This window comes from Nocardioides sp. Leaf285, from assembly GCF_001422955.1.
Lineage (GTDB): Bacteria > Actinomycetota > Actinomycetes > Propionibacteriales > Nocardioidaceae > Nocardioides > Nocardioides kribbensis.
Genome location: NZ_LMNH01000001.1, coordinates 605,723 through 621,929 on the forward strand (window position 1 = coordinate 605,723; position 16,207 = coordinate 621,929).

The following is a 16,207-nucleotide window of genomic DNA, read 5'->3' on the forward strand; positions in this document are numbered from 1 at the left end:
CCCTCCCCTGTCGGGGTCGTGCTCAGCCGTCGGTGGCGCAGCCGGCCTCGGCACCGTTGACGCTGTCGCAGGTGCTGGTGAAGATGTCGCGCAGGTTGTCGCCGAAGGCGAGGGCGACGACCACGATGAGAGCCGCGATGCCGGCGATGAGCAGGCCGTACTCGACGGCGGAGGCGCCGCGCTCGTCGTCGCGCTCGGGGCGCAGGGCGTTGAGCAGGATGCTCAGGTAGGTGATCATGATTGGGGCTCCCATGTGGTCCGTGGATCTGAAATCGAGGTCGGGGGACCTCACACCACTGATCCTGCTAGGGATCGCCCACCGCCGGATCGGCCCACCGCTCCGACCCAGGTAGTCCCTTCGGACTACCCCCCGGCACCGCCCGCCGCGGGCCCATGGCCCGGTCGGCGGAGCCTCAGGAGCGTCCGCCCGGGGCGATGCTCGACAGCAGGCCGATCCGCATGGCGGTGACAAGGGCCTGGGCGCGGTTGGCGGCGCCGAGCTTCTGGTAGATCCGCGCGATGTGGGACTTGGCGGTCGACTCGCTGAGGTAGAGCTTGTCGCCGATTGCGGCGGCTCCCAGGCCGTCGGCGAGCAGCAGCAGCACCTCGTGCTCGCGGTCGGTGAGCCGGGTCGACTCCGCGGCCGTGCGGCGCATCATGGCCCCGACCAGACCGGTGCAGACGAAGGACCGCGGGGAGACCTTGGCGTGTCGCGCGGCGCGGATGACCTCGGCCGAGGGGGCGTCCTTGCCGACGAAGCCCGAGGCGCCGGCCTCCATGGCGGCGAAGATCTGGTCGTCGCCGGAGTGCATGGTCAGCACGACAAGCCCGACGGTGGTGCTCTGCTTGCGCACCGCGCGCACGACGTCGAGGCCGGTGCCGTCCTGCAGCTGGAGGTCGGTGACCACCACGTCGGGCGCCAGGGTGTCGAAGGAGGCGATGGCCTCGCTGACCGTGGCGGCCACCCCGGCGATGGTCATGTCGGCCTCGAGCTCGAAGACACCGGAGAGTCCGGTGCGGATGAGCTCGTGGTCGTCCACCAGCAGGACACGGATCGGCTGGTCGGTCATGCCCTCACTGTAGTGGTGCTCACGGGCTGGCTGTCTGCCGCCGGGCCCGAGGGCTGGGACGAGTCCTGCGGCGCCGGCCGGTCGCCGAGGCTCACCCGCACGCCGACGCCGCCGCCGGGGAGGTCCTCGACGGTGAGGTCGGCCCCCACCAGGCGGGCGCGCTCGCGCATGATGCCGAGGCCGAAGGAGTCGGTGCGGGGCTCGCCGAGGCCGCGGCCGTCGTCGACCACGCTGATCGACGCCCGCGGCGGGTGGACCTGGCAGTGCACGCGCACGGTGGTGCAGCGGGCGTGCTTGACCGCGTTGTTGACGGCCTCCTGGGTGATCCGGAAGAGCTCGGCCTCGACCTCCGGGCGCAGCCGGCCGGTGTGCTCGTCGAGGGTGACCTCGATGGCCAGGCCCGAGACCTCGCTGAGGTTGCGCGCGATCGCCCCGATCGCGGCGCCGAGGCTCTCGCTCTCGCCGACCGTGGTGCGCAGGTTGATGACCGAGCGGCGCACGTCGGCGACGATCGCGCTGATCCGCTCGCGCAGCATCTCGATCCGCTCGGCCTGCTGGGGGTCGGCGGGCCGGGCGGCCAGGGCGTCGACGACGTAGCCGAGGGAGGCGATCTCCTGGGCCACCCCGTCGTGCATCTCGCGGGAGAGCCGGCGGCGCTCGTCGGCGGTGGCGGCGTCGCGGAAGGAGGCGAAGAGCAGGGCGGTGTCGAGGTGCACCGCGCTGGGGCCGAGCCCGCGGGCCAGGCCCACCAGGCGGTCGCGCAGGTCGAGCGGCACCGGGTCGAGCCGCTCCGAGAGAGTGCCGGCCACGATGCCGGCGACGCCGGCGCCGGTGGAGAGCGGGAAGGCGAAGGAGCGGCCCTCCACCAGGATGGCCGCTCCGGCCCACGAGCGCTCGGCGCGCAGCTCGCTGTCGCCGAGGTCCTCACCCTCGAGCGAGCGGGTGAGCAGCGGGGTGAGGCCGTCGCCGCGGGGCACGTAGAGCACCAGGGTCGAGGTGGGGATCTCGTCGCGCACTCCGCTGAGGATGGCCCCGCCCAGGGCGTTGGGGTCGAGGCCGGAGCTGAAGCCGCCGCTGAGGTCGATGAGCTGTCGCAGCAGCTCCTGGGCGAAGCGGTAGGGCTCGAGGGGGTCGTTGGTGCGGGCGATGGAGGAGCGCAGGAAGGTGGCGATCAGGCCGAGGCCGAGGCCGGTGATGGTCCAGGTGACGATGCTGAAGGCCTGCTCGCCGCTCGCGCCGTCGTGGACGAGCTCGACAGCGGCCAGGAGGGCCGCCAGCTCGACGCTCAGGGCCACCCCGGTGCCGGCGAATCCTCGGCTCAACCCGGCGACGAAGGGCGGCACGGCGAGGGTGCCGAGGATCGCGATCGTGCCCGGCAGGCCGTACCCGGCGGCCACGCCCACCGCCAGCGCCTCGGCCACCAGCAGCGGCAGCGACGACCTGTCGCTGCGCCGCTCGGCCAGGCTCGCCAGGAGCCAGGCCAGCCCGGCCACGACCAGGGCGTAGGCGGCAGCCGACCCTCGCCCCTGGGAGACGGGGACCAGCAGGGCCACCAGCACGAAGGCTCGTGCGGCGGCGCTGATGGAGAGCGGCTGGAGGTCCTTCACCGGGGGCGGCCCACTAGAAGTTGTCCATGATGCTGATGACGGCCGGGCCCATGACGGCGATGAAGAGGCAGGGCAGGATGCAGAAGATCAGCGGCACCGTGATCTTCACCGGCACCTGCTGGGCCTTCTCCTCCGCGCGCTGGCGGCGCTTCACGCGCATCTCGCTGGACTGCACGCGCAGCACCTGGGCGACGGGGATGCCGAACGAGTCGGCCTGGACCATGGCACTGACGAAGGATCGCAGATCGTCGACGTCGGTGCGCTCCGACAGGCCGCGCAGGGCCGCCGAGCGTCCCTGGCCGATCTGCATCTCCTTGAGCACCCGGGCGAACTCGTCGGCCAGCGGACCCTCGGTGTTGCGGGCGACCTGCTGGAGCGCGGCGTCGAAGCCGAGGCCCGACTCGACGCTGATCGTCATCAGGTCGATGGCGTCGGGCAGCTCGCGCAGGATCTGCGCCGAGCGGTCGTAGGTCTTCTGGTAGAGGTAAAGGTTGGGTCCGACGAAGCCGAGCACGAGGCCGCCGAGACCGACGCCCAGCAGCACCCCGAGCGAGGCGCCGAGGAGCAGGGCGACCAGGACGCCCGCCACGAGCCCGGCCACGGCGCCGAGCACCTTGGCCGACACGACCTTGTCGACGGTGAGACCGGCGGGGTTGCCGGCGAGCTCGAGCTTGCGCCGGAGCCGCTCGGCGGCGTCGGCGCCGGTGATCCTCCGGCCGACAGCGAGGGCGCGGGCCCGCAGCGGGTCGAGGACCCGCTCGGCGAAGGGTCGGTCGATCTCCTCGGTGAGGACCTTCGGAGCGTCGGTCATGGCCTCGAGCACGGCGAGGGAGCGGGTGACCCCGGCCGACTCGGCGTCGGTGCGCAGGGCGGCACCGACGAGGACGAGGGAGACCGCCACCAGCACGACCCCGAGCAGGAAGACCATGGTCATCTCACACCTCCACCTTGATCAGCCGGCTCATCCAGAACACGCCCAGCCCCAGGATGAGCCCGGCGCCACCCAGCATCAACCACCCCAGGGGCTCGGTGAACATCGGCTTGACGTAGTCGCCGTTCGTGAGCACGAGGTAGACCACGAACAGCGGGGGGAGCAGCCCGAGCACCCACGCGGAGAGCTTGCCCTCGGCGGCCAGAGCGGCGACCTGGCGCCGCATGTACTCCCGCTCGCGCATCGTGCCGGCGACGGTGTCGAGCAGCTCGGCGAGGTTGCCGCCGACCTGGCGCTGGATGCGGATCGCCATGACGACCCACTCGAAGTCCTTGCTCTCGAAGCGCTCGGCGACGCTCTCGAGCGCCTCCTCCAGGCTCACCCCGAGGCGCACCTCGACCAGCACGCGGCGGAACTCCGAGGCGACCGGGTCGACGCCCTCGCGCACGATGGTGTCGACCGACTGCGCCAGCGAGAGCCCCGCCGACAGCGAGCCCGACATGAGCTGCAGCGTGTCGGGCAGCGCGCTGTTGAAGGCCTTGCGGCGCCGTGAGCGCCGGACGCCGAGGTAGATCCAGGGCCCGAGCACGCCCAGGGCGAGGAAGAGCAGGCCGACGACCAGGCTGCCCTGGCCGAGCAGCAGCCCCATCAGGCCGGCCGCGAGCACGACGCCGGTGTGCACGAGCAGCCACTCGGCGGCCTTGAGGTCGCTGCCGGCCCCGTCGAGCCGCACGGCGATGCGGGCCTCCAGCCCCTTGTTGCGGCGCAGCACCTTGCCGGCGGCGTCCTTGGCCTGCCGGAGGGCCTGGTCGGGGTCGACCTTCGGCACCGTCGGCAGCCGGGAGCCGCCGGAGGTGCTCGCGGTGTAGGACTCGACCCGCTCGGCGGCGGTCATCGGCGCGGCCGCTCGCGGCACGAGCAGGACGACGAGCCCGACCAGGCCGACGCCGAGGGCGCCGACGCCGGCGTACATGGTCCAGGCCGGGGCGACCCAGCCGCTGTCGTCGACAACGGACGCGTCGAGGCCGGTGCTCCCGGCCGCGGCCGCGCTGGCGCCGCTGACGGTGGTGAAGGCCTCGGCGACGACCTCGCCCTGCGGTGTCGGCAGGGCGATCCGCAGCTCGGCCTCGGTGGCGGTGAGGTCGGCCGGGGCGGTGAGGCTGACCAGCACCTGGCGGTCGAGGGCGTCGGCCTCCTCGGCGAAGGCGGCGCGCAGCGCGTCGCTGTCAGCGGCCACGACCCGGCCCTGGCCGGCTCGCGAGAGGGCCTGCAGCACCCTCTCCTGGGCCGAGTCCTGCTCCAGGGCGATGACGTCGACCAGCACGCCGGAGTCCTCGACGGCGGCGGCGACGTCGTCGATGTCGGTGTCGGAGGTGTCAGCGCCGTCGGAGAGCACGAGCAGCTTGCGCTGGCCCTCGTCGCCGGCCATGGCCACCCCGCCGAGGACGCCGTCGTAGAGCAGGGTGTCGCGCGAGAGGGACAGGCCCTCGACGACCTCGCGGGCGGCGTCGCGGTCGAGGGTCGGCTCGAGCGCCGCGGTGACCTCGCCGGAGAAGGCGACGACCCCCACCAGGACGTCGTCGGGTGCGCTGTCGAGGAAGGTGAGCGCGGCCTGCCGGGCCGCGGCGAACCGCTCCCCGGCCATCGAGTTGCTGGTGTCGACCACGAGCACCGCCGTGCGCCTCACCGCGCCGGTGCTGCCCGCGGGCTGGGCGGTGGCCTCGACCGCGGTGCCGTCGACGGTCACCGAGACGCCGCCGAGGTCGACGTCGCTGTCGGGCGGCACCGAGACGAGCACCTCGGCGCCGTCGTCGCGGGGCTCGACGTGCGAGATCGTGGCCTCGGACGCGCCAGGGGAGCCGGCGATGGAACCGGGGGCGGAGCCGGCGGCCAGGGCCGGGCCGGCGGCGCCCAGGCCCAGGGTCGCCGCGACCGCGAGCAGGGCGGCGGCGCGCAGCAGGCGCCGGGTGCCTGACCTCGCCGTGGTCGCGCCGGACCCCCTCGGGGAGTGCGGGCGCATCAGATCCGGTCCGTCGCGAAGAGCACCGGGTCGACGGTGACGTTGGCGTAGGCCATCTTGTCGAGGAACTTGGGGCGCAGCCCGGTGGGACGCATCCGGCCCAGGGTGCGGCCGTCGTGGTCGAAGCCCATGGCGTTGTCGAAGACGAAGATGTCCTGCAGCGTGATGACGTCGCCCTCCATGCGCTCCACCTCGGTGATGTGGGTGATGCGGCGGGTGCCGTCCTTGAAGCGGGTCTGGTGCACGATCAGGTCCACCGCCGAGGCGACCTGCTCGCGGATGGCGCGCACGGGCAGGTCCATGCCGGCCATCAGCACCATGGTCTCCATGCGGGCCAGCGTGTCGCGCGGTCCGTTGGAGTGCAGGGTGCAGATCGAGCCGTCGTGGCCGGTGTTCATGGCCTGGAGCATGTCGAGGGCGGAGGCGTCGCGGACCTCGCCGACGATGATGCGGTCGGGGCGCATGCGCAGGCTGTTCTTGACCAGGTCGCGGATCGTGACCGCGCCCTTGCCCTCGATGTTGGCCGGGCGCGACTCCAGCCGCACGACGTGGTCCTGCTTGAGCTGGAGCTCGGCGGCGTCCTCGATGGTGACGATGCGCTCGTCGTCGGGGATGAAGGACGACAGCACGTTGAGCGTGGTCGTCTTGCCGGCGCCGGTGCTGCCGGAGACGATGACGTTGAGCCGACCGCGCACGCAGGCGTCGAGGAAGTCGGCGGTGTGGGGGCTCAGCGAGCCGAAGCGGATGAGGTCGTCGACCGTGAGCGGGTCGGCGGCGAACTTGCGGATGGTCAGCGCCGAGCCGTCGACGGCCAGGGGCGGCACCACGGCGTTGACACGGCTGCCGTCGGGCAGACGGGCGTCGACCATCGGGCTCGACTCGTCGACACGCCGGCCGATGCGGGAGACGATCTTGTCGATGGTGCGGCGCAGGTGGTCCTCGTCGGCGAACTGGGCCGTGGCCGGCACCAGCCGGCCGCCCTTCTCCAGCCAGATCGAGTCGTGGCCGTTGACCATGACCTCCGAGACGTCGGGGTCGCGCAGGTAGGGCTCGATCGGTCCGTAGCCCAGGATGTCGTCGCTGATCTCCTGGGTGACGCGGGCGCGGTCGCTGCTGCTGAGCGGGCGGTCCTGGGCCCCCAGCACCTCGGCGAGCACGGCGCGCACGCGCTGGTCGAGCTCGTCCTGGTCCATGTCGGAGGCGTAGAGGTGGGGCCCCAGCTGCTTGAGCAGCTCGACGTGGACGTTGCTCTTGAGCTCCTCGATCCGGTCGCCCTGCTGCGAGGCGAGCGTACGCCGGGCAGCGGCGCCCACCGAGGGCTGCTCGGCGGGCGCCGGTCGCCGGGTGGTGAGGGCCGAGCCGGCCGTGGCGGACGACGCCGCGGCCGCGGCGGCCGCCTGCACGCTGGCCTCCGGGGTCACCGCGCCGACCGGGCCGCGGTGGCGGGCCGGCTGCGGCGCGCCGGACTCCTCGGTGGTCCGCCCCGGTGCGACCTCGGTGGTCGCGGTGGACGTCGTGGTGCTGGATCCGGCGGGGGATCCGGACGCGCGGCGGGCCGCGGCGAGACGGTCGGCGAGGGTGCTCATCGCGTCATCTCCTGATCCGGAAGCGGGCCTTCGCGGCGGTGGGCTCGGCGGAGGCACCGGTCGACGCGGTCGCCGGGGTGGCGGCCCGGTCGTCGGCGTCGCCGACGAGCTCCGCGGCGAGGGCGAGGATCGCGGTGCTGGACTGGTGGTCGGGGGAGCCGACCACGATCGGGGTGCCGGCGTTGGTGGCCGCCGCGATGTCCATCGAGGTGGCGATCTGCGCCGCGACCGGCATGCCCAGGATGGTCTCCACCTTCTCGGCGCTGATGCCGACGGCGTCGTCGGCGCGGTTGAGCAGCAGGTGGCGGTGGCCCGGAGCGATGTCGAGCATCTCGAGGGTCTCCAGGGCGACCTTGACGTTCTTCAGCGTCGGCACGTCGAGGGTGGCCACGACGACGCACTCGTCGGTCTCGTCGAGCGCGGTGAGGACCTGCTCGTCGAAGGACGGTGCGGTGTCGACGACGACGTAGTCGAAGCCCTCGCGCAGGGTGCGCAGGATGCGGGCCACCAGCAGCGGCGTGACCCGCTCGCGCACGTCGGGGTGGGCGGGCGCGGCGAGCACCATGAGCGAGTCGCGGTGGCGGGTGAGCAGCCCGTCGAGCAGGGTGAGGTCGAGGCTGTCCTCGGAGCCGATGGCGTGCTCGAGGGAGTGGCTGGGGAAGAGCTGCATGGTGATCGCCACGTCGCCGAAGGCGAGGTCGAGGTCGACCAGGCAGACGCGGCGGGCGCCGCCGTCGTTGAGCGCCAGGGCGAGGTTGACCGCCATGGTCGTCTTGCCGACGCCGCCCTTGGGGGAGAAGACGGTGACGACCTTGCCCACCTGCGTGGCCCCGGCGGGGCCGCGCAGGGCGACGAAGAGCTGGTGGGCGCGGGCGACAGCCGAGGTGAGCGACTCCAGGTCGCCCTCGGGCACCACGTCGCGCGCGCCGGCCTTCATGGCCTGGGTGAGCATCGTGGTGTCGAGCTCGCCGAGCACGAGCACCACGCTGACGGTGGGGCGGGAGGTGCGCAGCTGCTCGCACACGTCGAGGGCGTCGACCAGCTTGAGGCCGGGGCCGAGCACGACGACGTACTCGTCGTGGTGCTGGGCCAGCCAGGCCGCCATGCGGTCGGTGGTGTCGAGGGCCTGGCTGCCCGCGGGCAGTGCCGGGAGCAGGGCGGCCAGGACGGCGGGGTCGGGGTCGACGACTACGGGCACGTCGTCACCCGAAGAGGTTCTCGGCGGTGACGCCCGGGTCGGCCTTGAGGTTGGCCTCGGGGGTCAGCAGCGCGAAGGTCAGCTCCCCGGAGCCCTGGGCGAACAGGATGCGCTGGGCCTGCGCCTGGTCGACGGCGAGGGTGAGCAGCGTGTTGGGCACCTGCTCCGCCGGCGCGGGGGCCTCCTGTCCGTCGGCGGCGGCGGCCACGCTGACCGGGGTGGTGGAGCCGACGCCCAGGACGGTGGCACGCGTCATCAGCGTGCGGGTGAACTGCTGGCCGGCCGGGTCGGTGCCGTTGTAGATGATGGCCACCTCCGAGCCGGGGGTGATGAAGCCGGCGACCCGGGCGGGGTCGGTGAGGTTGACCGAGACCGCGATCTTGCCCGGCGGGATGGTGAGCGGCGACTCGCCGGCCGCGGTGGCCCCGAGCTTCTGCGGCACGATCTGCTCACCGGGGTAGATCGTGGTGAGGGCGACCAGGTCGGCGACGTCGGTGGCCTCGCTCAGCGCCCCGGGCAGGATCTGCCCCTCGGCGACGGCCTCGCGCGACAGCTTCCCGCTGTCGAGGGCCTGGCGCACGGTCTCGCCGCGCTCGATCTGGGTGTTGGCGACCAGGACCTCCTGGGTCGCGAACTGCGCCTCGGCCCGGTTGTCGGCTCCCTGCACGTAGAGGAACACCAGCACCGTGCCCAGGGCGGCCACCACGGCCGCGACCACCAGGAGCACCCTGCGTCGGTCCATCGTCGGTGACCTCTCCTCGGCTCAGACGGGACCGCCCTCGGGCCCCGTGCACCGGCGCCCGGGCCGATCCGGCCCTGGCGCCCCTCCGCGACTCATGCTAGGGACGCGCCGGCGGTGCATCTGGCTTTTCGGTCAATCGCCACCGCTGCTGAGCAAAAGGTCCCGCCGTCTCGTGGGGTGGGACCCGAGGGGCCCCTGCGACGCCTGGGGCGCCGCGGCCGCCTCGGACGCCGTGGGCTCGGCCGACGGGTGCGTGGATCGCGCAATTGCGCGGGGTGGGGAGCGTGGTGGGGTAGTGGGTGTCGGGCTTTGCGTGGTTGGTGCGGGGTGGGGGCCGGGCTGGTGGTCGAAGTGGCGCAATGCTCGTCGTGCGTCAGCCGTGCCGTCGGTACGGCGCGAGTGCGTGATCCGGGTGCGTGGATCGCGCAATTGCGCGGGGTGGGGAGCGCGGTGGGGTAGTGGGGGTCGGGCTTTGCGTGGCTGGTGCGGGGTGGGGGCCGGGTTGGTGGTCGAAGTGGCGCAATGCTCGTCGTGCGTCAGCCGTGCCGTCGGTACGGCGCACGTGCGTGATCCGGGTGCGTGGATCGCGCAATTGCGTAGAGGGCGAGGCGGCACGGGCTGGGCCACGCGTCCTGCGTCCGGTGGCCCGCTGCCGAGGGGGGCGAGACCCGGGGAAGGAGGGAACCCCGGCCCTGAGCCGCGCTGGTCGGATGCGTCAGGAGTAGAGCGCGTCCACCTCGGCGCGCAGCTCGCGCATGACGACGTTGCGCTTGAGCTTGAGGCTCGGGGTGAGCTGGCCGCCCTCCTCGGTCCACTCCTCGGTGAGCACGCGGAACTTGCGGATCGACTCCGCCTTCGAGACCGCCTTGTTGGCCTCCTCGACGCCGGCCTCGATCTCCGCCTGGAGGTCGGGGTCGTCGACGAGGGCCTCGACGCCGCCGGACTTGCCGTGGGTCTGGGCCCAGGCGGCCAGCGACTCGGGGTCGAGGGTGACGAGGGCGCCGATGAAGGGCTGGCCGTCGCCGACCACGATGCACTGGTCGACCAGGGGGTGGGCCCGCAGCCGGTCCTCCAGCACCGCGGGAGCGACGTTCTTGCCGCCGGCGGTCACCAGGATCTCCTTCTTGCGCCCGGTGATCCGCACGAAGCCCTCGTCGTCGACCTCGCCGACGTCGCCGGTGTGGAACCAGCCGTCGCGCTCGAGCGACTCGGCGGTGGCGGCCTCGTTGCGCCAGTAGCCGGCGAACACCTGGCCGCCCCGGAAGAGCAGCTCGCCGTCGTCGGCCACGCGCACGGCCGTGCCGGGCAGCGGGCGACCCACCGTGCCGATCTTGGCGGCGTCGGGGAGGTTGACGGTGAGCGCCGCGGTGGTCTCGGTGAGGCCGTAGCCCTCGAGCACGGTGAGGCCGATCCCGCGGTAGAAGTGGCCCAGCCGCTCGCCCAGCGGCGCCCCGCCCGACACGGCGTGGGTGCACTCCCCGCCGAGGGCGGCCCGCAGCTTGGCGTAGACGAGCCGGGAGAAGACGGCGTGGCGGGCCTTGACCGCCAGCGACGGGCGGCCCCTGTCGAGGCCGCGGGAGTAGGCGATGGCGGTCTCGGCGGCCTTGTCGAAGATCGCGCCGCGACCGTCGGCGGCCGCCTTCTGCGAGGCGGTGTTGAAGACCTTCTCGAAGACGCGGGGCACGGCGAGGATGAAGGTGGGGCGGAAGACCTGGAGGTCGTCGAGCAGGTGGGTGATGTCGGCGCTGTGGCCCAGCCGGGTGCGCGACTTGACCGCGCCGACCTGGATGATCCGGGCGAAGACGTGGGCCAGCGGCAGGAAGAGCAGGGTCGAGGCGCCCTCGGCCTCGAAGAGCCGCTCCAGCTCGTCGACGGCCACGCCCAGCTCGAACATGAAGTTGCCGTGGGTGAGCATGCAGCCCTTGGGCCGCCCGGTGGTGCCGGAGGTGTAGATCAGGGTGGCCAGGTCCAGCGGCGTCGCCGCCGTACGTCGTGCCTCCAGCTCGGCGTCGGTGACGTCGCCGCCGAGGCGGGTGAGCACGTCGACGGCGTTGTCGGTGATCGACCAGACGTGGACGAGGTCCTCCAGGTCGCGGCGCACGGCGCTCACGCGGGCGACGTGGGCGCTGGTCTCCGCCACGACCGCGCGGGCCCCGGAGTCGTGCAGGATCCAGGCGACCTGCTCCTCGGAGGAGGTCTCGTAGACCGGCACGGTGACGGCGCCGGCGAACCAGATCGCGTAGTCGAGCAGCGTCCACTCGTAGCGGGTCTTGGAGATCAGCGCGACGCGGTCGCCGGCCTCGATCCCGGCGGCGACCAGGCCCTTGGCGACGCCGCGGACCTCGGCGAGGAACGTGGCCGCGGTGACGTCGGCCCACCCCGACCCGTCGGGGGCGGGCCGGCTGAAGACGACCGCGTCGGGGGCCTCGGCGGCGTTGCGCACGACGTCGTCGGTGAGGTTGCCGGTCGCGGGGACCTCGATGGTCAGGGGCGTGGAGAACTCACGCACGGTGCCTCCTGTGGGGTGCTGGCGGGGGTCCGGAGCGGATCCGGAGCGGGCGGTCGTCGGCCGTCCGGGCGCGACCGCGAGGAGGTCGGTCCCGGCGCAGGTTACCGCTGGGGGCGGCAGGCGCGGCATCCGGTACGCTCGCGAATCGACCTGCCCCCGTCACCGGCGTGCGCCGCGGCGGACCTGCGAGGTCGACGTGCGGCCGCCGGGTCGCCCGGATCCCACCCGGCCGAGGCGCCCGCCACCGGCCGAGCCCCAGACCAAGCCGCAAGAATGCCGTAGGAACAAGGAGGCTCGCGTGGCCGAGCAGACCACGTCGTCGATCGTGATCGACGCCGCGCCGGCCGACGTCATGGCGGTGATCGCCGACTTCCCGTCGTACCCCGCCTGGGCCAAGGGCGTGAAGACGGTCGAGGTCGTCGAGCCCGGCAGCGGCGACCGGGCCGCGCAGGTCTTCTTCGTCCTCGACGTCGCCCCGATCAAGGACGAGTACACCCTGGCCTACACCTGGTCCGGCGACCGCGAGGTCACCTGGACCCTGGTCGAGGGCAAGATGCTGCGCTCCCTCGACGGTGCCTACACCCTGCGTGCCCTGCCCGGCGGCTCCACCGAGGTCACCTACCGCCTCGCGCTCGACGTCACCATCCCGCTCATCGGCATGCTCAAGCGCCGCGGCGAGAAGATCCTCATCGACACGGCGCTGAAGGGCTTGAAGAAGCGCGTCGAGTCGATCGCCTGACCGGGACGCACCAGTGCGCATCCTGCTGTTCACCGGCAAGGGCGGCGTGGGCAAGTCGACCGTCGCCGCCGGCACGGCCGCCCGTGCCGCGGCCGAGGGTCACCGCACCCTGCTGCTCTCCACCGACGGCGCCCACTCGCTGGCCGACGCCTTCGGTGTGGCGGTGGGCAGCGAGCCGACCGAGGTCGCGCCGCACCTGAGCGTGCAGCAGGTCGACGCGCAGCTGCGCTTCCAGCAGTCCTGGGTGGAGGTGCAGGGCTACCTGCTCTCCGTGCTCGACCGCGCCGGCGTCGACGCGGTCACCGCCGAGGAGCTCACCGTGGTGCCCGGCGCGGAGGAGGTGCTGGCGCTGCTCGAGCTGCGCACTCAGGCCCTCACCGGCGAGTGGGACGTCGTGGTCGTCGACTGCGCGCCCACCGCCGAGACCCTGCGGCTGCTGGCCCTGCCGGAGGCGCTGGGGTGGTACGTCGAGCGCGCGCTGCCCGCCGACCGGCGCCTGGTGCGCGCGCTGCGCCCCGTGCTGACCCGCGCGGCGGGCGTGCCGCTGCCCGCCGACTCTGTGCTGGGCGCGCTGGAGCGGCTGCACGCCGACCTGGTCGAGGTGCAGGCGCTGCTCTCGGGGCCCGAGGCCAGCGTGCGCCTCGTGCTGACCCCCGAGCAGGTGGTCGTCGCCGAGGCCCGTCGCCTCCACACCACCCTGTCGCTCTTCGGCTACCGCGTCGACGGCGTCGTGGCCAACCGCGTCTTCCCGGCCGGCGGCTCCGACGACTGGCGTGCCGGCTGGGTGCTCGCCCAGGACGACGTGCTGGCCGGCGTCGAGGAGTCCTTCGCGGGCCTCCCGGTGTGGCGCGCGGCCTACCGCGCGCAGGAGCCGGTCGGCCTCGAGGCGCTGCGCGGCCTGGCCGAGGAGCTCTACGCCGGGGACGACCCGCTCGCCGCGCCCACGGGGGCCGGCCCCTTCCGCATCACCCGCAGCAGCGACGGCGCCGTCCTGCGCTTGGCCCTGCCCGGCGCCACCCGCTCGGAGGTCGACCTGGCCCGCACCGCCGACGACCTCGTCGTGACCGTGGGGTCCTACCGCCGCCTGCTCACCCTGCCCACCGCCCTCGCGCGCCTCGACCTCGTCGGCGCCGGTGTGGTCGACGGGGAGCTGCAGGTGCGCTTCGCCGGGGCTCCCGCCGCGGCCGTGGACGTGCCCCCGCGACGGGAGCGCACGTCGTGACCGGGCCGGAGGAGCAGCCGCCGGGCGCTGCGGGCGAGCCGGACGCGCGCAGCGGGTCCGGTGAGGACGTGGGCGACGTGGCCGAGGAGGCCGCGAAGCTCATGGGCGCCCTCGCCGACTGGGCCCGCGACCAGGGCCCCGGCCTCGGCGCGGGCCTGGGCGCAGGGCTGGGGTCGGGCCTCGGCGCCGGCCTCTCGGGGCTGGCCGAGCAGGTGGCCGAGCAGGCCGCCCGCGTCGGCGAGCACGTGCACCGCGGTCTCCAGGACAACCTCGCCACGGGCGCCCCCGAGTGCGCCTGGTGCCCGGTCTGCCGTGCCGTCGCCGCGGTGCGCCAGCTCAGCCCGGAGGTGCGCGCCCACCTCACCTCCGCGGCCTCCTCCCTCGTGCAGGCCGCCGCCGGGGTCCTGGCCACCCAGGTGCCCGACGACGCCGGCCCCCGCACCACGGGGGCCGACCGCTCGGAGGCCGACCCGACCGGGGCCGCGGCCGAGCGGCGCCCGTCCCGGGTGCAGCACATCGACCTCGACGACGACCCGCCCGACCCGCCCGACCCGGCCCGGCCCCCGCGGGCCGAGCAGCAGCAGGACCAGACCCCGCACGACCAGACCCAGCACCTCCAGGAGGACCAGTGACGCTCACGTGCGGCATCGACGTCGGCGGCACCAAGATCGCGGGAGGCGTGGTCGACGAGGACGGCAGCATCCTGGAGGAGCTGCGCGTGGTCTCCCCGGCCTCCGACGAGGAGGCCATCGAGCTGGCCATCGCCGGGCTGGTGACCGAGCTGCGCAGCCGCCACGACATCACCCGCGTGGGCGTCGGCGCCGCGGGCTACGTTGACAAGTCGCGCGCGGTGGTGATGTTCGCGCCCAACATCGCCTGGCGCCACGTCGACCTCAAGGCGGAGCTGGAGGCGCGCGTCGACCTGCCGGTGGTGATCGAGAACGACGCCAACGCCGCGGCCTGGGGCGAGTTCCGCTTCGGTGCGGGCCACGACGTCGACGACCTGCTGCTCGTCACCGTGGGCACCGGCGTCGGCGGCGGGCTGGTGCTCGACGGCCACCTGCGGCGCGGTGCCTTCGGTGTCGGCGCCGAGATCGGCCACATGCGGGTCGTGCCGGGCGGGCACCTGTGCGGCTGCGGCAACTACGGCTGCTTCGAGCAGTACGCCAGCGGCTCGGCGCTGGTGCGCGAGACCCGCGGCGCCGCCGCGGGGGGCTCGCTGCTGGCGCGCACCCTGCTCGACCGCGCCGGCGGGGCGGCCGAGGCGATCACCGGCCCCCTCATCACCGAGGCCGCGCGCGAGGGCGACCCCTTCGCGGTGGAGCAGCTGGCCGACCTCGGTCGCTGGCTCGGGGAGGGCATCGCCTCGCTCACCGCCGTGCTCGACCCGGCCGTGGTGGTGATCGGCGGCGGGGTCAGCGAGGCCGGCGAGCTGTTGCTGGGCCCGATCCGCCAGGCCTTCGCGGCCAACCTCACCGGACGCGGGCACCGCCCCAGCCTGGAGATCCGCAAGGCCCGCCTGGGCAACCGCGCGGGCCTCATCGGCGCCGCCGACCTCGCGCGCTACTGACGTGGCCCCGCCCCACGAGACGGTGTCGCGCGACGGCGCCGGGCTGTACATCGGCGTCGACGTCGGCGGCACCAAGGTGCTCGCCGCCGAGGTCGCCCCCGACGACTCCCTGCCGCGCATCGCCCGCCGCTCCACCCCGGGCCGCCGCGTCGAGGTGGGTCTGGTGGAGACCGCCCTGGACGAGGCCGTGCGCGAGGTGGCCGACGGACGACCGGTCGCGGGGGTGGGCCTGGCCGCGGCCGGCTTCGTCGACGCGGCGGGGGAGCGGGTGATGTTCGCCCCGCACCTGCCCTGGCGCGGCGAGGACGTGCGCGCCCGGCTGGCCGCGCGCTGGGAGACCGTGGTCGCCCTCGACAACGACGCCAACTGCGCCGCGCTGGCCGAGTGCGTGGCCGGCTCCGCCCGGGGCGCCTCGGAGGCCCTGGTGGTCACGATGGGCACCGGGATCGGGGGTGCGGTCGTGCTGGGCGGGCGGGTGCACCGCGGCACCAACGGCATGGCCGGCGAGTTCGGCCACGCGCAGGTCGTGCCCGACGGTGCGCCGTGCGAGTGCGGGGGCCGGGGCTGCTGGGAGCAGTACTCCAGCGGCAACGCCCTGGTCCGCTTCGCCCGCGACCGCCTCGGCCACGAGCCCACGGTGCTCGAGGAGATGTGCGGCGGCGTGCCGGAGCGGCTGCTCGGCCCGATGGTCACCGAGGCCGCCGAGCACGGCGACCTGCTGGCCCGGCAGGCCTTCGCGTCGGTCGGCGACTGGCTCGGTGTGGGCCTGGCCAACCTCGTGGCCGCCTTCGACCCCGAGGTCGTCGTGGTCGGCGGCGGGGTCTCGGCCGCGGGCGACCGGCTCCTCGAGCCGGCCCGCTCCGCGCTGGCCCGGTCGCTGGTCGGCGCCGCCCACCGCCGCGTGCCTCCGGTGCTGCGGGCCCGCTTCGGCCCCGAGGCCGGCGTCGTCGGTGCGGCGTACCTGGCGCGCGGGGCCGCCGGAGGCTGAGGCCGCCCGGGTGCCGGCGCCCGCG

The 16,207-nt window shown here is 74.2% G+C and carries 14 protein-coding genes; 5 read left to right on the top strand and 9 right to left on the bottom strand.

The annotated features are described in order from the left end of the window. Nucleotides 1-22: 22 nt before the first annotated feature. From ASF47_RS02855 to ASF47_RS02895, 9 genes are all read right to left on the bottom strand, one after another. On the bottom strand, nucleotides 23-238 hold the full coding sequence (locus ASF47_RS02855; protein ID WP_056862463.1) for a Flp family type IVb pilin: 216 nt from the start codon (nucleotides 236-238) through the stop codon (nucleotides 23-25). 175 nt (nucleotides 239-413) lie between these two features. Continuing rightward, nucleotides 414-1,070: a response regulator transcription factor gene (locus ASF47_RS02860; protein WP_056862464.1), complete on the bottom strand. Its 657-nt coding sequence runs from the start codon at nucleotides 1,068-1,070 to the stop codon at nucleotides 414-416. Further along, on the bottom strand, nucleotides 1,067-2,677 hold the full coding sequence (locus ASF47_RS02865) for a sensor histidine kinase (protein ID WP_056862465.1): 1,611 nt from the start codon (nucleotides 2,675-2,677) through the stop codon (nucleotides 1,067-1,069). The genes ASF47_RS02860 and ASF47_RS02865 overlap by 4 nt, the downstream gene beginning before the upstream one ends. A 13-nt stretch (nucleotides 2,678-2,690) precedes the next feature. Next, nucleotides 2,691-3,611 carry a type II secretion system F family protein gene (locus tag ASF47_RS02870; RefSeq protein WP_056862466.1) on the bottom strand — a complete coding sequence of 307 codons (921 nt, stop codon included), beginning with the start codon at nucleotides 3,609-3,611 and terminating at the stop codon, nucleotides 2,691-2,693. A gap of 1 nt (nucleotide 3,612) precedes the next feature. Beyond that, nucleotides 3,613-5,628 carry a type II secretion system F family protein gene (locus ASF47_RS02875; RefSeq protein WP_056862467.1) on the bottom strand — a complete coding sequence of 672 codons (2,016 nt, stop codon included), beginning with the start codon at nucleotides 5,626-5,628 and terminating at the stop codon, nucleotides 3,613-3,615. Then, entirely contained in the window at nucleotides 5,628-7,214 is a 1,587-nt protein-coding gene (locus tag ASF47_RS02880; protein ID WP_082499925.1) for a CpaF family protein, read from the bottom strand. The genes ASF47_RS02875 and ASF47_RS02880 overlap by 1 nt, the downstream gene beginning before the upstream one ends. A gap of 4 nt (nucleotides 7,215-7,218) precedes the next feature. Then, a complete protein-coding gene (locus tag ASF47_RS02885) occupies nucleotides 7,219-8,412 on the bottom strand; it encodes an AAA family ATPase (RefSeq protein ID WP_056862468.1) in 1,194 nt (397 codons plus the stop codon). A gap of 4 nt (nucleotides 8,413-8,416) precedes the next feature. Beyond that, nucleotides 8,417-9,154 (bottom strand): Flp pilus assembly protein CpaB, encoded by a 738-nt coding sequence (cpaB, locus tag ASF47_RS02890; protein WP_056862469.1) that lies wholly within the window; start codon nucleotides 9,152-9,154, stop codon nucleotides 8,417-8,419. Between the two features lie 715 nt (nucleotides 9,155-9,869). After that, complete coding sequence (locus ASF47_RS02895) at nucleotides 9,870-11,663, bottom strand: AMP-dependent synthetase/ligase (protein WP_056862470.1); 1,794 nt, start codon at nucleotides 11,661-11,663, stop codon at nucleotides 9,870-9,872. 298 nt (nucleotides 11,664-11,961) lie between these two features. Here ASF47_RS02895 and ASF47_RS02900 point away from each other — a divergent pair, with 298 nt between their 5' ends. The 5 genes from ASF47_RS02900 to ASF47_RS02920 are packed head-to-tail and all read left to right on the top strand — an operon-like array spanning nucleotide 11,962 to nucleotide 16,182. Beyond that, a complete protein-coding gene (locus ASF47_RS02900) occupies nucleotides 11,962-12,402 on the top strand; it encodes an SRPBCC family protein (protein WP_056862471.1) in 441 nt (146 codons plus the stop codon). A 13-nt stretch (nucleotides 12,403-12,415) separates the two neighbouring features. Further along, nucleotides 12,416-13,624 (top strand): ArsA family ATPase, encoded by a 1,209-nt coding sequence (locus ASF47_RS02905; protein WP_056862472.1) that lies wholly within the window; start codon nucleotides 12,416-12,418, stop codon nucleotides 13,622-13,624. Further along, nucleotides 13,621-14,256: a hypothetical protein gene (locus ASF47_RS02910; protein ID WP_056862473.1), complete on the top strand. Its 636-nt coding sequence runs from the start codon at nucleotides 13,621-13,623 to the stop codon at nucleotides 14,254-14,256. Before ASF47_RS02905 ends, ASF47_RS02910 begins: the two co-directional genes overlap by 4 nt. Further along, on the top strand, nucleotides 14,253-15,194 hold the full coding sequence (locus ASF47_RS02915) for an ROK family glucokinase (RefSeq protein ID WP_056862474.1): 942 nt from the start codon (nucleotides 14,253-14,255) through the stop codon (nucleotides 15,192-15,194). Before ASF47_RS02910 ends, ASF47_RS02915 begins: the two co-directional genes overlap by 4 nt. A gap of 1 nt (nucleotide 15,195) precedes the next feature. Continuing rightward, nucleotides 15,196-16,182 carry an ROK family protein gene (locus ASF47_RS02920; protein WP_235558594.1) on the top strand — a complete coding sequence of 329 codons (987 nt, stop codon included), beginning with the start codon at nucleotides 15,196-15,198 and terminating at the stop codon, nucleotides 16,180-16,182. The last annotated feature ends 25 nt before the right edge of the window (nucleotides 16,183-16,207 follow it).

Coding starts and splice junctions, on each gene's coding strand:
- ASF47_RS02855 (WP_056862463.1), bottom strand. CDS start 238: ATGATCACCTACCTGAGCATCCTGCTCAACGCCCTGCGCCCCGAGCGC.
- ASF47_RS02860 (WP_056862464.1), bottom strand. CDS start 1,070: ATGACCGACCAGCCGATCCGTGTCCTGCTGGTGGACGACCACGAGCTC.
- ASF47_RS02870 (WP_056862466.1), bottom strand. CDS start 3,611: ATGACCATGGTCTTCCTGCTCGGGGTCGTGCTGGTGGCGGTCTCCCTC.
- ASF47_RS02875 (WP_056862467.1), bottom strand. CDS start 5,628: ATGCGCCCGCACTCCCCGAGGGGGTCCGGCGCGACCACGGCGAGGTCA.
- ASF47_RS02880 (WP_082499925.1), bottom strand. CDS start 7,214: ATGAGCACCCTCGCCGACCGTCTCGCCGCGGCCCGCCGCGCGTCCGGA.
- cpaB (WP_056862469.1), bottom strand. CDS start 9,154: ATGGACCGACGCAGGGTGCTCCTGGTGGTCGCGGCCGTGGTGGCCGCC.